Genomic DNA, 15,027 nt, shown 5'->3' on the forward strand with positions numbered 1-15,027 from the left:
CCCTCTCCCTGATTGTTCTCTTAACATGAGAAAACTGAAACGATGCTACGTCTCTATTAAATCATTTTACCATTTTTTCCATCCCCTAACCAAGTACCTTACTCGGAAAACGACTTAAGAATTGCTTCTATTTTCAAGAAATATCTGATATATTATAAGGACATTTTAAATAGGTTGGGAAACTTATATGCCTAAAAATTTGACAAGACGGTCTTTTTTCAAACAACTCTTTGGAGGATTATTTGCGTTAGGTGGGTTTAGTACAGTTGGCTATTACTATGCCCATGAGATAGAACCACATCGGCTAGAGATTACAAATCATTCTCTCATTAGCCCCTCTCTTCCTCGAGTATTTAACGGCTTAAAAATTGTTCAATTCAGTGACACTCACATAGGATTTCAATACACCCTTGAACAATTCCAAAATTTAATGGTAACAATCAATGAGTTAGAGCCAGATATTATAGTTTTCACAGGTGATTTAATGGATAACCCTACTGAGTTTAAGGAGACAACCAAAATTGTCCAATCACTGAAGACTTTAAATTCAAAGCTTGGCAAATTCGCCGTATACGGAAATCACGACCACGGAGGATACGGTTCGGATATTTATCGAAAGATCATACAGGATTCGGGTTTTACTCTGCTTGTTAATGATTCAAACTCTATTCAGCTAATCGATGGAAGTTCCATTCACATTGCAGGTGTCGACGATTCCATGCTCGGCCAACCTGATATCGGAAAAGCACTAATGGGTATACAAGGTGAAAATTCCTATACCATCCTACTTTCTCATGCACCTGATTTAGCCGACATTGCCGCATCATATAATATCCAATTACAGTTAAGCGGACATAGTCACGGAGGTCAAATTCAGATACCTGTCTATGGTCCTCTCGTCATGCCCCCTTACGCTGAAAAATATCCAGAAGGATTTTACCATCTTGGCGAAAATAATCGATTGACTCTTTACGTCAATCGCGGTCTAGGGACGACAAGACTACCATTTCGATTTTTATCACAGCCAGAATTGACTTTGTTTACACTTTACCAAAAAGGGTAAATGGGTAACGTGAGGCTATAGGCCTTATAACATTATATAAACCCTTATTCTAAATGTTCTTAAAACAAAAGTAAGGAAATCAGCTGCTTTCTGTTTTTTTCTACTATCATTAGGGGTATAATATTCTTATCATGAAAGAGAAAGGAGCTCTAAAATTGAACAGCGAAGGCCATAGGTATACCCCGATAAAACCGAGTATAGAAAACCTCTCCCAAGCAATCTACATTGTGAACCGTCATGCCAAGACTGCCCCTAACCCTAAGTTTTTATATCATCTTAAGCATGAAGCATTAATGAAACTATTAAAAGAAGGCAAGGCGAATAAAGTAGGTCTACATTTCTCACAAAATCCTAGGTTGAGTCAGCAACAGTCTGATGTACTTGTTTCTTGCGGTAAGTATTCTTTTCATATCCCACCGACAAAAACAGACTTTGAAGCCCTCCCACACCTAGGAAAGTTGGACAATTCTGTCCGGAACCCTAAATCTACCCTTTCTCTGACGCAAGCGAAAAAGCTTTTACTTACCTACACAGGTCTTAAAGAAGACTCCAAACAACCGCTAGCTAAGAAAAAGCAATATCAAAAACCTGTTTTTAAAAAGTTAGGAGAAAGTTACTTTTAATATATTGAAAACAAAAAAACACTCATTACAATAGCCGGGCGATTCTTTCACCCGGCTTTTTCATTTTTACCATTCAATGTCTTCATGGTAAAATAAGATAACTTATTGAAGGAGATACAACCGTGGAACATTTAATCAATCACAGAGTGAAGAATATAGAAATTTCGGGTATTCGCAAATTTTTCAATCTCGTTGCAGACGTCGAAGGAATGATTTCTTTAACGATTGGTCAGCCAGATTTCCCTACTCCTAATCATGTAAAGGAAGCCGGGAAGCAGGCAATTGACCACAACCAAACGACCTATACTCATAACGCAGGGTTAATAGAGTTAAGAGAAGCTGCTGCAAACTTTTACAGGGAAAAGTATGGGTTAAATTATTCTCCGCAATCAGAAGTGATTATTACTACTGGTGCTAGTCAGGCAATTGATATTGTTTTCAGGACCATCCTTGAAGAGGACACTGAAGTCATCCTTCCTGGGCCAGTATATCCTGGCTATGAACCAATTATCAAACTATGTGGTGCAAAGCCTGTCTATGTCGATATTAGAGAAAATGATTTCCGATTTACTGCAACGATGATTGCCGAGCAGATTACAGAGAAAACCAGATGTATCGTGCTCCCTTACCCATCGAACCCAACAGGAGTTAGCCTAACAGAACAAGAGTTGTCAGACATCGCTAAATTGGTAGAAGGAAAAGATATCTTTATTTTAGCGGATGAAATATATAGTGAACTTGCTTACGACAAGCCGCATGTTTCAGTAGCAAGTTTCCTTCGTGACCAGACAATCGTAATCAATGGCTTATCAAAGTCCCATTCAATGACAGGGTGGAGAGTTGGTATGGTGTTTGCTCCGGAGTACCTCTCAAAGCATATGCTAAAGGTACACCAGTATAATGTGACCTGCGCGTCCTCTGTTTCTCAAGTAGCAGCAATCGCCGCCCTAACTGCCGGAATAAATGATGCAGTAGAAATGAAAACTGAGTATGTAAAAAGAAGGGATTATGTCTATTCACGTCTAACGAAGATGGGACTTGATGTGGTAAAACCAGATGGAGCATTTTACTTCTTTGTCAAAATCCCTGATGAAGATACATCCTCATTTGATTTTGCCCTCGATCTTGTTAACAAGGTAAAATTGGCTGTCGTGCCTGGTAGCGCGTTCTCAAACCTCGGAGAAGGGTATTTCCGACTTTCTTATGCCTATTCAATGGATATGCTTACAGAAGGGTTAAATCGTTTAGAAGCCTATTTAAACTTAAGATGAGGGATGCACTTTATTGTTTCTTTTTTGTTGCTATATATGGGGTTTAATAAAATAAACGGTAAATCGGCCCTGAATTTGGAAACCTTTTAACATGGTGACATTCAATTCAATATGAAAATTCGCATGCTAATGGTTATATCAATTGGTGTGCTACAAATGATATTTAACTCACAGGCTGGGTGTTGGATGTCTGAGGCAGATAAATGAAGCAGACATTCTTTTTTATTCTTCTTTGAGTAACCTCTGATTGTTTAAATAAGGGGAATTTTTCCCGTTAGCCTGCAGAATAGGGCCCTTTTCAAAGGAAATAAGGGGAGTTTTTCCCGTTATGGCAAAGCAAAATGGTCCATTTTCATGTTTTCGGAGTAAATAGGGGGAATCTTTCCCTCTATCCACTCTTTTTTTCGTACTATTTCCTCAATAAGAGGAATTTCTCCCTTTATTTTAGTAGCTTTTTTCCTGATGATTCTTGAAGACTTTGAAATCACTTAATCGGTGTTTATCACGGTATAAAAAATGCTTGGAGCATGTAATTCGTCTCCAAGCATTTTTCTTTGCTGATTTACTTGCCAAACTGTTTAATTCTAGTACGAATTACAATAGTAAGCAATGTTAATTGGTATTTTGTATTTCAGAACAGAACCCTTTAGTTATATGCGGAAACGATTTTTTTAGCTTATTGATTCCAATACTTATAAAGTGCCTGAGTACCGCGATCGCTTAACCCTTCATCCGCTAATTGCTTATATAAAGATTTCGCTAGCGATAAACCAGGTAGTTCTAAGCCCATTCTTTCTGCTTCTTCGAGAGCAATGCTCATATCTTTTATAAAATGTTTAATCATAAAACCAGGTTCAAAGTCACCATTAATGACTCTTGGGGCTAGATTTGATAGTGACCAGCTCCCTGCTGCACCCGTCGTAATCGTCTCCAACACCTTTTCTGGGTCTAAACCAGCCTTCTCAGCATAAACAACAGCTTCAGTCACACCAATCATATTTGAAGCTATTGCGATTTGATTGCACATTTTTGTATGCTGTCCTGCTCCAGCCTTTCCCTGCAGAATAATATTCGTTCCCATTATTTTTAAAATTGGTTCTATTTGATTAAAGATTTCCTCGTCTCCACCAACCATGATGGCTAATCTTGCTTCCTTCGCACCGATGTCACCACCAGAAACAGGCGCATCAAAAGCGAACATCCCTTTCTTACGAGCTTCCTGATGAATTCTTTCTGCAAGACTTGGTGTCGACGTCGTCATATCAATTAAATATGTATTTTCTCGACCGTTCGTTACAAGGCCCTCTTCCCCAAGATAAACTTCTTCTACATCTGATGGGTAGCCAACAATGGTAATAATTACGTTCGCTTTCTCTGCAATCTCCTTTGTAGTTGCAGCCCATACAGCTCCCTTGTCCAGCAATTCTTTTGCTTTTTCCTTTGTTCTTGTATAGACGTATACTGGATAGCCAGCATTAAGTAAATGGCCTGCCATACTTTTCCCCATAACTCCTGTACCAATAAAACCAATACTCGTATTTTCTGTCGTTAGCACAAAAAAACCTCCCCAAGAATTTTTCTATTAAATAGATTTTACCATTCCCCCGTCAACGAGAAAGGAGCTTCCTGTCATATACGAATTAGCTTCAGAAGCTAAAAATACAACTACTTTGGCGAATTCCTCTGGTTGTCCATACCTTGTTAGCGGGATTGCCTTTTTTGAATTCGACTCTACCTCTTCTCTAGATAGACCAAGCTTGTCGGCATTAAATTGATCTAGATGTTTAACCCTGTCTGTAGCAATTTTCCCTGGGGCAACCGTATTAATTAGGATATTAAAGCGTGCAAATTCTTGTGATAAGGTTTTCGTAAGCCCTACAATTCCTGTCCTAAAGGTATTTGATAAAATCAACCCGGGAATTGGTTCTTTGATTGAAGAAGAGGCGATATTAATGATTTTTCCACCGTGTTCCTTTAAATAAGGAAGAGCCTCGCGTATCAATCGAATATAAGATAATAAATTTAGTTCAAACGAATGTTGCCAATCCTCATCAGATATTTCTTCAAATGAACCTGCTGGAGGACCACCTGCATTATTGACTAAGATATCAATTGTTCCAAACTTCTGGACAGCTAGATCCATTAAGCTTTTAATATCATCTGGTTTTGTGATATCCGTCTGGTGATATTCAACTGAACCATATTCACGTAATTCATTGGCAACCTTTTGAAGTTTCGCCTCATCCCTGCCTGAAATAACGACCTTAGCGCCTTCCTTTAACAGTTCTTCTGCAACTGCACGGCCTAATCCCTGACTTGATGCAACCACTACTGCCGTCTTCCCTCTTAAATGTAAGTCCATTTACCATACCTCCTATTCCCTTTTATTGTTATTATAGAAGGTTTAGAGCTGGAATTCATTTGTTTTAAAGAATTTCTTATTAATGTCCACCATCCAAAGGATCTCAAAAACCAAAAAAAGACCGGCTGTCATATGACAACCGGCCAAGTCTGGGGGAAAATGAGAATGATTAGCTTAACTTTAGTTTTACCAAAGTGCTTACTTATTTATACCCGCAAACATAAAATTAAAACAAAATAATTATTACAATTATATTACAAAGAAATAGCAGCGTTTACAGCTTCGACAACTTCCTCTGTTGTCCCCATTTCAATAACCTTTGAGGCCAATGTTTCCATATCTGATTTAGATAGATCTTTAATTATGGATCTAGCTTTCAGAATAGAAGTTGCACTCATCGAAAACTCATCCAATCCCAACCCAATAAGAATTGGAATCGCCGTCTCATCTCCAGCCATTTCTCCACACATACCTGCCCATTTTCCTTCCTTATGAGCCGCATCAATCACCATTTTAACCAGGCGAAGAATTGATGGGTTATAAGGCTGGTACAGATATGAAACTTGTTGGTTCATTCGGTCAGCAGCCATTGTATATTGAATAAGGTCATTGGTTCCAATACTAAAGAAATCTACCTCTTTAGCAAATTGGTCGGCAATAACGGCTGTCGATGGAATCTCAACCATAATACCTAACTCAATTTTTTCAGCGAGCTGAACTCCTTCTGTCTGAAGCTTTTGCTTCTCTTCCTCAAGAATTGCCTTCGCTTGCCTGAATTCATCCAAAGTGGCAATCATAGGGAACATGATTTTTAAATTCCCATATACACTTGCTCGGAGAAGCGCACGTAGCTGGGTGCGGAAAATCTCCTGTTCCTCCAGACAAAGACGGATTGCTCTATAACCTAGAAATGGATTCATTTCTTTAGGCAGGTTTAAATAAGGAAGTTCCTTATCTCCACCGATATCAAGAGTTCTAACAACGACCGGCTTTCCGCCCATACCTTCTAGAACCGCTTTATAGGCAGTGAATTGTTCTTCTTCAGTTGGAAGTTGATCACGGTCCATATAAAGGAATTCTGTTCGATATAACCCAACTGCTTCGCCACCGTTTTCTACTACACCTTTGAGATCCTTAGGAGTCCCAATATTTGCAGCTAGTTCAACATGATGTCCATCGGCGGTCACTGTTTTTTCATTCACAAGTTTGGCCCATTCTTCTTTTTGTTTTGCATAGGCCTCTTGTTGTTGCTTATATTCCTCTAGCATCTCAGGAGTTGGGTTAATATGAACTTCCCCTTTTATTCCATCAACAACAACAAGATCTCCATTAGTAATTTCTTTTGTAGCTGTCTTCGTTCCTACTACAGCAGGAATCTCCATTGAACGAGCCATAATCGCTGAATGAGAGGTTCTACCACCAATATCAGTTGTAAACCCTTTTACAAACTCACGATTAAGCTGAGCCGTATCAGAAGGGGTCAAATCTTCCGCAACAATAATGACTTCTTCTGTAACCATACTTGGGTTTGGAATCTGAATCCCAAGCAAATGGGCCAATACACGTTTAGTCACATCGCGGATATCCGCTGCACGTTCTTTCATGTATTCATTATCCATGGACTCAAACATAGAAACAAACATGTCCGCTGTTTCCTTCAGGGCATGCTCTGCGTTTACTTTTTCGGTTTTTATTTTATCTTCAATAGGCGAAATGAGTTCAGGATCACTTAATACTAGTAAATGAGCTTCGAAAATGGCTGCTTTATCAGCACCTAATTCTTTATCAGCTCGAATCCGAATCTGATCTAGTTCACCTTTTGCTGTATAGAGGGCAGCTTGAAATCGTGCAATTTCATCCTCAGCTGAATCAACCTTTTTTTGCTCAAACGAAAAGTCCGGTTCAACCAGGCGATATGCCTTCGCTATAGCAATACCATTCGAAGCAGCTATACCATGCAGAAAACTCATTATTCAGCTAGCCCTTCTCTTTTAAGAGTCTCTTCAATAGTGTTTAAAGCATCCGCTTCATCGCTACCTTCAGCAATGATTGTAATGTCAGCGCCTTGTCCAATTCCAAGGGACATAACACCCATGATTGACTTTAAATTGACCTTTTTTTCTTTGTATTGTAGGTGAACTTCAGAATCGAATTTACTTGCAGCTTGTACCAATAAGGTTGCTGGGCGTGCATGAATCCCTGTTTCTGCAATGACTTTAAAGCTTTTTTCCATACGAAATCAAACTCCTTTAAAATAAATATATATAGGTGAAATACATGATGCGTATAACCCCAAAGTCAACCTCAGGCTATCTTCTAGTAGTTTACCCAATTAGACGATTGATTCACACCAAATATTTTTCCAATCGTTTCCTAAATGAAATATGTAGGCATCAATCATTTCTGTCAAACGATCAATTATCACCATCAACAGAATAGCACGGTTAATGACAGTAAACAACAAAAAAAGCTTGATTTATAGACGTTTATTCGACATTTCACAATGAAGCGTTTTCATTATAAAACATTCAATATCTTTCAAAAATAATCATTAATTGCAAATCCATTTAACTTCTTGCTTCCTTCAAATATTCGTAAATGACTTCGCCTCCACGCTGAGCAATTCCGCGGAAATATTTAAAATCTGGTCTTTCCATTAATACTTGCCGAAACAACAAAAATTCTTCTTTTGATACATGGAACTCCGAGAGCTCGCCGTCCTTAAGTTGGTTCAGAACTTGATTTATCTCTTCCTTATTCATTTTGGATTCACTCCCGAATCTAAGATTAAATCTCATCATACATACAAGTGTTCCTATTGTCCATAAAATATTCATAATTATAAAAGCGTTTTCAAAAAAGGATTGAATATTTGGCAATTATTAGATATGGTAATAATAATTATTTTAACCGCAATACAAAAAAAGGAAAAAAAGCAGTATTTTCGTTCCGACATAGACAAGTAAAGGGGAGCTGCTTTAATTGCGGAAAACCGAGAGATAGGGGAGAGTTCTTTGAAAAAAGCACAAGTGGGAAATGTTGTTGAATTCAGGGAAGGCCTACAGGGAATTGTAGAGAAAGTAAATGAAAACTCTGTAATTGTTGATTTGACCTATATGGATAATTACCGAGATCTTGAATTAGACCAAAGAACAGTCATTAACCATAAAAATTATACAATCGTAAGAGAAACCACCTTTCAATAAATGTTCCGGACAAGAAGCTCAAAACGAGCTTCTTGCTTTTTAAGCCCTTACCAACGGTAGATAAAATAGCTTTACCCCGCCCCTTCCCAATTTCGTTATATTAAGAGGTCTACCCGAATTTTCTCCTTATTAAAAGAAACCTCCTTTTCTTTTAACAAAACGAAACATTTTTTGATACAATAATGTTTGTTTGTAGAAAGGAGCTTACTTCATGAAAAAAGTGATTTCCGACCGTCGTCTCGTTTTCGGTTATATACTTGTCCACCTTTTACTATATTTTAGCTTCAACCAAGAAAAGGTGTTTTGGTATATCTTCACAGCCTCAATGCTTATCCTGATTAGTTATACAATTTTAAATGAGACCAAGGTCGATGGACCGAATAAAAACTATTTTGTTATTGGTATTCTTTCTGGTATCGCTTTGTACGGTGTCTTTTGGTTAGGAGACGCTCTCATTACTCTTCTCAACCTGCCCCTAAGCGGTCAAATATCAAAATTATATAATTTATTTTCTCCTGAAAATGCATGGCATTATCTGGTTTTAATTTTAATTATCGCACCGGGAGAAGAAATTTTCTGGCGGGGTTTTATTCAAAAAAGAATCTTGAGAAGTACTGATGCAAGGACAAGCATCCTTCTATCAACTTTGCTATATGCCTCCGTTCAAATACATTCAGGTGAGTTCATTCTTATATTAGCTGCATTGACTGGCGGGGTTGTCTGGGGTGCCCTTTACGCTTGGAAGAGGAATATACGTCTCGTTGTCTTATCACATATTGTATTCGATTTATTGTTATTTGTTTTTCTCCCTTTAAGATGATACAAAAAGAGCTCGGCTTAAGCCGAGCTTTTTTACGTGTTGCTATTTAGGCTTTGCCTCTTTATTGGGCTTAAAGGGCTTCATCCATAACAGTACAATAAAAATTAGACTGATATTACCAAATAAAGGATAAAGGTAAGCGAGCAAAGTGCTGTACTCGAATTGACTAACTAAGTAACAAAAGATAAATATTCCTATTACAATGACAAGACTAGGCAGAGGGAGATATTTTTTTATTTGCCTTTCTAAACCAAAAATATTTCCAATCACCGATGTGAAGATTTCCCCATAAATAATTAGGATAAATATCCAATATAGACCTGAAGCAAGGTTTTTCATAATGGTTGCCATCGGAATTTCATAGGTCTCTAAGCCTGGAAGCATGATTAATGTGAAGTGCCCCATTAGGAGAATTAAAGTTAGCGCAATACCACCAAGAATTCCTCCCCACTTTACTGTTTTGTCATCCTTTACTTCCCCAGCAACTGGCACAAGGACGGCCTGTGCTAGCGATAGATTAAACGCTGTATATGTAAAGGGAGCTACAACAGATTTCCATCCATCTTCCGAAGCAGGGACAAATAAAGCTTGTTCAAGAAATCCAGGAAGTTTTATCGTTAAAAACAGCAAGATAAAACTAAAGATAATCATCATTGGGACGACAAAAGAGTTTACCGCAAATAACCCCTTAATGCCTAGAACCATGACTAAAATGGATAGTACAATTGTAAACATAATCCCTAGATTCTTTGGGACTCCAAGCTGCTCTTGAAATACAGCGCCTGCACCTGAAAGCATGACAGCACAAACGCCAAGTAGCATAAAAAGCATAACGATATTTATGACTCTCCCAATTGCCTTTCCAAATAAGTACTCGTTAAATTGTTCGTATGAAGTTGCACCAATATATGCAGAAATTCTCATTAATTTCGAACCCATAAATATAAGTAGATATCCACTCATTAAGATCCCGATTAAACCAATGAAGCCGAAGCGAGAAAAGAATTCAACAATCTCTCTTCCTGTTGCAAAACCGGCTCCAACCACCGTCCCTACATATACGGCTGCAATCTGAAACGCGGCTCCCCAGTTTGTCCTCACGCAACTCCCTCCTTGTTTCCAATATATGAAGCTAGAGACAAACCATGACAAGCTTTTTAAATTAGGCTCGGTGTTAAAGCTTATTGCGAGTAAACTCAACAGCAATATGTAACAGAACGATAATGAGGTAGAATAGGAAAAATTTCTCTTAAGCAAAAGTCTTGAAAGTCAAAAAAGGTCAGATTATAATAAAAACAAAATTAGTCAAATATAGTCAAAGTCAAATTAACCTAATATCCCTAAGGAGGAATGTTAAATGCTTTGTCAACAATGTCAGGTAAATCAAGCGACAATCCAATTAAAAATCAACCTAAATGGTAGTCACAAGCATTTCATGCTCTGCGAGGACTGCTATAAAAAAGAACGTCAAAAACTTGGAACCCATTCGGGTCCAATTATGTCTAATTTCTCTAGTTTCCACAGCCATAACCTATCTGATTTATTTAAGTCACTCTCTGAACAATCTGATAAGCAAATGAACGCTTCCGCATCCCAACAAACAAGACCAGGCCAAGGCGGCAATGGCTTTATCGACCAATTTGGGCGCAACCTTACTCAAGCGGCTAAAACTGGTTTGATTGATCCAGTAATTGGGCGCGATGAAGAAATTCACCGTGTGATTGAAATCTTAAACCGCAGGAATAAAAACAATCCAGTTTTAATTGGTGAACCAGGTGTTGGAAAAACAGCGATTGCAGAAGGGCTTGCCTTAAAAATTTCTGAAGGCCAAGTTTCGAACAAGTTAAAAAACAAGGAGGTCTATCTTCTTGACGTTGCCTCCCTCGTGGCTAACACGGGAATCCGAGGTCAGTTTGAAGAGCGAATCAAGCAATTAATTTCGGAATTGCAGCAGCGTAAGAATGTTATTTTGTTCATAGATGAAATTCACTTACTAGTCGGTGCAGGGTCTGCTGAAGGTTCAATGGATGCAGGGAATATCCTAAAACCTGCATTGGCACGTGGTGAGCTTCAATTAGTAGGTGCAACTACATTAAAGGAGTATCGCCAAATTGAAAAAGACCCTGCATTAGAAAGACGGCTTCAACCGGTGCATGTTCATGAACCCTCTCTAGATAAAACCGTCGAAATCTTAAAGGGGATACAATCTAAGTATGAAAATTATCATGAAGTGACTTTTACCGAAGAAGCAATCAATGCTTGCGTCCAGCTTTCCCATCGTTATATCCAAGATCGATTCTTACCAGACAAGGCCATTGATTTGATGGATGAAGCTGGTTCTAAGTTAAACCTAGAAACTGGCTATACGGGAAAAGAGAACATCGAGAGCAGACTAGCAGCTATCTCTAAAGAAAAAGAAGCTGCATTGGCAAAGGAAGATTATGAATTGGCGGCACAGCTACGTGATGAGGAGGATACACTAGAAAGGTCTTTAAATTCTGAGTCTGAAGCAAATCGTCCATCTGTGACGGTTGATCAAATTCAAGCGCTTATTGAGAAGAAAACAGGTATTCCTGTAGGAAAACTGAGCTCAGATGAACAAGGTAAAATGAAACACCTTACAGAGAACCTTGCAAAAAAAGTGATTGGCCAGGAGGAAGCTGTTAAAAAGGTTTCAAAAGCGATTCGACGTAGTCGTGCTGGCTTAAAGTCCAAACATCGTCCAATTGGTTCCTTCTTATTTGTGGGCCCAACAGGTGTGGGTAAAACAGAGTTAACTAGAACGCTAGCAGAAGAACTTTTTGGTTCTAAGAATGCTATGATACGACTCGATATGAGTGAGTATATGGAGAAACATAGTGTGTCAAAAATTATCGGTTCCCCTCCAGGTTATGTTGGCCATGATGAAGCTGGACAATTAACGGAAAAAGTACGTCGCAATCCTTACAGCATTATTTTGCTAGATGAAATTGAAAAGGCACACCCTGATGTTCAGCACATGTTCCTGCAAATCCTTGAAGACGGTCGGTTGACTGATAGCCAGGGTCGAACTGTAAGCTTTAAAGACTCAGTGATTATAATGACTAGTAATGCTGGCGTCGGTCATAAGACGATTAAAGTTGGGTTCGGCCAAAGCGATGCTGTCAACGAAGCAAGTATTCTTGAATCACTTGGCAACTTCTTTAAACCTGAATTCCTTAACCGTTTTGATAGTATCATTGAATTCAAGCCACTTGAGAAAGAGGATTTACTTCAAATCGTCAATATCATGCTTGTTGAACTCTCAGATTTACTTGCGGAACAAGAGATCCGTCTTGAGGTATCCGATGATGTAAAAGAGAAGCTCACTGAACTCGGTTACCACCCTGCGTTTGGTGCTCGTCCACTTCGTCGGGTCATTCAGGAGCAAATAGAAGATAAACTTGCCGATTATATTCTTGAGGAACCTGAAGCACTAGAGTTACTCGCGGTTTTGAAAAATGACGAAATTGTTATTACGAAAAAATGATATTTTTCTAATAATTGAGTAACCATATGAAGGTTTAAATAACCGGAGTTTTTCCGGTTAGCTGCATGATAGAGCTCGATTCGGGGGATATAATCGGAGTTTTTCCGGTTAAGCAAAGGAAAATGGTCTATTTTCATGCTTTTCAACTAAATAGGCGGAATTTCTCCGTCTATTTAGGCTTTTATTCGTGCTATTTCCTCATTAAGAGGAATTTCTCCGCTTATTTTACTAGCTTATTTCCTGGCGATTCTTAAAGATTTGAAAAATCGCTGAACCGGTGCTTATATTATAATAAAAAATGCTTGGAGCATATGTCTCCAAGCATTTTTCTTTTCTGATTTACTTGCGAAATTGCATTTTAATTATAGTGCGAATTACTATACGAAGCTATGTTCTTTCGTATTTTGTGCTTCAAAACAGAACCCGTTAGTCATAGTCTCGGCGTTCTTATTCCTACAATTTTTTGTCATCAACTGAATTTAACCAAGCTTCAATCTCACCAACCACTGATTGGACACACCCATCTTCAAATGGAGAAATTAGGTTTGCCTCTTTAACCAATTCAGTGAACGGCTTGCTACCGCCAAGCTTGCACAGCCGAATATAATCCTCCCAAGCATCTTTCCTATCTTCCCTTGACCGTTTCCAGAATTGGAATGCACATATTTGCGCCAATGTATAGTCGATATAGTAGAACGGAGAATTATAGATATGGCCCTGACGTTGCCAGAAACCACCCGCTTCGAGATAACTATTCCCATCATAATCTTTATGTGGCAAATACTTTTTCTCGATTTCACGCCATTGTTGTTTCCGCTCTATAGGAGTAGCTTCTGGATGTTCGTATACCCAATGCTGGAATTCATCCACAGAGACGCCATATGGCAGGAAGAGAAGCGCATCACTTAAATGAGCAAACTTGTACTTATCACTTTCTTCTTTAAAGAATAACTCCATCCATGGCCAAGTAAAAAACTCCATGCTCATCGAGTGGATTTCACATGCTTCGTAGGTAGGCCAATAGTACTCAGGAATATCAAAATGACGACTAGAATAAACCTGGAACGCATGGCCAGCTTCATGAGTGAGGACATCAATATCACCGGAAGTACCATTAAAATTAGAAAATATAAACGGTGATTTATAGTCCTCAATAAAGGTACAATAACCCCCGCCGGCTTTCCCTGTTTTCGCCTCTAAATCCATTAAATGATTGTCCACCATATAAGAGAAAAATTCTCCCGTCTCAGGTGAAAGCTCGTTATACATTTGCCTACCATTCTCAATAATCCACTCTGGGTTTCCCTGCGGAACTGGATTGCCAGTTTGAAAATTGAACGGTTCGTCATAATAAGTTAAACGGTCGACTCCAATTCGTTCCTGCTGTCTTTTCTTAAGTTTTGATGCAATCGGAACAATGTAATCCTCCACTTGCTTTCGAAAGTTTGCAACCATTTCAGCGTCATAATCTGTTCTAAACATACGGTAATAAGCCAGTTCAACAAAATTACTATATCCTAGCTTATGGGCAATTTCTGTTCGCACTTTTACCAATTGATCATATATTGAATCAAATTCGGCTTCATACTCTGCAAAAAAGGCAAATCTAGCTTCCGATGCTCTTTTACGCATATCCCTGTCCTTCGACTCAGTAAATGGCTCCATTTGCGCAAGCGTACGCTCTTCTCCTTCGAAATGGATTTTTGCTGATGCGACAAGCTTTGTATAGTCCGTTGAGAGCTTATTCTCTTTTTGTAATAATGGGACAATGTCTGGTTTAAAGGTTTTCAATTGTGCTTCGGCAAGAGCAAATAGCTGTTTCCCCCATCTATCCTCGAGCTCGTTGCGGTAGGGGGATTTTAGTAAGGCTTCATAGTATTTGGTCACTAAACCTTCTACATTGGGTGCAAGCTCATCCAGGTAGTCTTGTTCTTCTTTATAGAATTCATCGTTCGTATTAATGGAGTGGCGGATGTAACATATATTAAACATCGTATCCACACCATTTCGAAGGCGATTGATTTCCCTCATTGCTTCATTTTGTTCTTCTGCTGAATCTGAGGTTTTAAATCCTTCAAGTGCTTTCTCAAAATCAGCGGTTAGTTGATTAAAATCCGGACGGTTGTATGTATACTCTTCAAATTTCATGCGATATCCCCCAAGTTTGATCTAAA

Annotated in this window: 13 protein-coding genes; 6 read left to right on the forward strand and 7 right to left on the reverse strand. The window is 38.7% G+C overall.

Annotation, left to right across the window (positions count from 1 at the left end; translation table 11 throughout):
• Nucleotides 1-187: 187 nt before the first annotated feature.
• The 3 genes from BMX30_RS15675 to BMX30_RS15685 all read left to right on the forward strand — a co-directional run bounded on the left by BMX30_RS15675 (nt 188) and on the right by BMX30_RS15685 (nt 2,957).
• A complete protein-coding gene (locus BMX30_RS15675; protein ID WP_090747734.1) occupies nt 188-1,063 on the forward strand; it encodes a metallophosphoesterase in 876 nt (291 codons plus the stop codon).
• Between the two features lie 131 nt (nt 1,064-1,194).
• A complete protein-coding gene (locus tag BMX30_RS15680; RefSeq protein ID WP_090747737.1) occupies nt 1,195-1,686 on the forward strand; it encodes a YkyB family protein in 492 nt (163 codons plus the stop codon).
• Nucleotides 1,687-1,808: 122 nt separating this feature from the next.
• Entirely contained in the window at nt 1,809-2,957 is a 1,149-nt protein-coding gene (locus BMX30_RS15685) for an aminotransferase A (RefSeq protein ID WP_090747739.1), read from the forward strand.
• 676 nt (nt 2,958-3,633) lie between these two features.
• Here the strand turns inward: BMX30_RS15685 and BMX30_RS15690 are convergent.
• The 5 genes from BMX30_RS15690 to BMX30_RS15710 form a co-directional block, all read right to left on the reverse strand.
• The gene (locus tag BMX30_RS15690) at nt 3,634-4,512 is read right to left on the reverse strand and encodes an NAD(P)-dependent oxidoreductase (protein WP_090747742.1); all 879 of its coding nucleotides are present in this window, start codon (nt 4,510-4,512) and stop codon (nt 3,634-3,636) included.
• Nucleotides 4,513-4,539: 27 nt separating this feature from the next.
• Nucleotides 4,540-5,319, reverse strand: coding sequence for an SDR family oxidoreductase (locus BMX30_RS15695; protein ID WP_090747744.1), 780 nt, complete (start codon nt 5,317-5,319; stop codon nt 4,540-4,542).
• A 254-nt stretch (nt 5,320-5,573) separates the two neighbouring features.
• On the reverse strand, nt 5,574-7,289 hold the full coding sequence (gene ptsP, locus BMX30_RS15700) for a phosphoenolpyruvate--protein phosphotransferase (protein WP_090747747.1): 1,716 nt from the start codon (nt 7,287-7,289) through the stop codon (nt 5,574-5,576).
• Entirely contained in the window at nt 7,289-7,552 is a 264-nt protein-coding gene (locus BMX30_RS15705) for a phosphocarrier protein HPr (protein WP_090747750.1), read from the reverse strand. Before BMX30_RS15705 ends, ptsP begins: the two co-directional genes overlap by 1 nt.
• A 334-nt stretch (nt 7,553-7,886) precedes the next feature.
• Nucleotides 7,887-8,081 (reverse strand): hypothetical protein, encoded by a 195-nt coding sequence (locus BMX30_RS15710; protein WP_090747753.1) that lies wholly within the window; start codon nt 8,079-8,081, stop codon nt 7,887-7,889.
• A gap of 252 nt (nt 8,082-8,333) precedes the next feature.
• Between BMX30_RS15710 and BMX30_RS15715 the strand changes: the two genes are divergently transcribed.
• Nucleotides 8,334-8,525, forward strand: coding sequence for a YkvS family protein (locus tag BMX30_RS15715; protein WP_090747756.1), 192 nt, complete (start codon nt 8,334-8,336; stop codon nt 8,523-8,525).
• Nucleotides 8,526-8,736: 211 nt separating this feature from the next.
• On the forward strand, nt 8,737-9,345 hold the full coding sequence (locus BMX30_RS15720) for a CPBP family intramembrane glutamic endopeptidase (RefSeq protein WP_090747759.1): 609 nt from the start codon (nt 8,737-8,739) through the stop codon (nt 9,343-9,345).
• Nucleotides 9,346-9,387: 42 nt separating this feature from the next.
• On the opposite strand, the gene BMX30_RS15725 is transcribed toward BMX30_RS15720, so the two are convergent.
• Nucleotides 9,388-10,446, reverse strand: a complete 1,059-nt coding sequence (locus BMX30_RS15725) for a YkvI family membrane protein (RefSeq protein WP_090747762.1) — start codon at nt 10,444-10,446, stop codon at nt 9,388-9,390.
• Between the two features lie 256 nt (nt 10,447-10,702).
• Here BMX30_RS15725 and BMX30_RS15730 point away from each other — a divergent pair, with 256 nt between their 5' ends.
• Entirely contained in the window at nt 10,703-12,853 is a 2,151-nt protein-coding gene (locus tag BMX30_RS15730; RefSeq protein ID WP_090747765.1) for an ATP-dependent Clp protease ATP-binding subunit, read from the forward strand.
• 453 nt (nt 12,854-13,306) lie between these two features.
• Here BMX30_RS15730 and BMX30_RS15735 read toward each other — a convergent pair whose 3' ends face one another.
• Complete coding sequence (locus tag BMX30_RS15735) at nt 13,307-15,001, reverse strand: M3 family oligoendopeptidase (RefSeq protein ID WP_090747768.1); 1,695 nt, start codon at nt 14,999-15,001, stop codon at nt 13,307-13,309.
• Nucleotides 15,002-15,027: the final 26 nt, after the last annotated feature.

The organism is Mesobacillus persicus (assembly GCF_900109925.1).
GTDB lineage: Bacteria > Bacillota > Bacilli > Bacillales > Cytobacillaceae > Mesobacillus_B > Mesobacillus_B persicus.

What these genes read in the sequence shown, in the direction of transcription:
- BMX30_RS15675 (WP_090747734.1), top strand. Translation starts at nt 188, where the DNA reads ATGCCTAAAAATTTGACAAGACGGTCTTTTTTCAAACAACTCTTTGGA.
- BMX30_RS15680 (WP_090747737.1), top strand. Translation starts at nt 1,195, where the DNA reads ATGAAAGAGAAAGGAGCTCTAAAATTGAACAGCGAAGGCCATAGGTAT.
- BMX30_RS15695 (WP_090747744.1), bottom strand. Translation starts at nt 5,319, where the DNA reads ATGGACTTACATTTAAGAGGGAAGACGGCAGTAGTGGTTGCATCAAGT.
- ptsP (WP_090747747.1), bottom strand. Translation starts at nt 7,289, where the DNA reads ATGAGTTTTCTGCATGGTATAGCTGCTTCGAATGGTATTGCTATAGCG.
- BMX30_RS15705 (WP_090747750.1), bottom strand. Translation starts at nt 7,552, where the DNA reads ATGGAAAAAAGCTTTAAAGTCATTGCAGAAACAGGGATTCATGCACGC.
- BMX30_RS15710 (WP_090747753.1), bottom strand. Translation starts at nt 8,081, where the DNA reads ATGAATAAGGAAGAGATAAATCAAGTTCTGAACCAACTTAAGGACGGC.
- BMX30_RS15720 (WP_090747759.1), top strand. Translation starts at nt 8,737, where the DNA reads ATGAAAAAAGTGATTTCCGACCGTCGTCTCGTTTTCGGTTATATACTT.
- BMX30_RS15730 (WP_090747765.1), top strand. Translation starts at nt 10,703, where the DNA reads ATGCTTTGTCAACAATGTCAGGTAAATCAAGCGACAATCCAATTAAAA.
- BMX30_RS15735 (WP_090747768.1), bottom strand. Translation starts at nt 15,001, where the DNA reads ATGAAATTTGAAGAGTATACATACAACCGTCCGGATTTTAATCAACTA.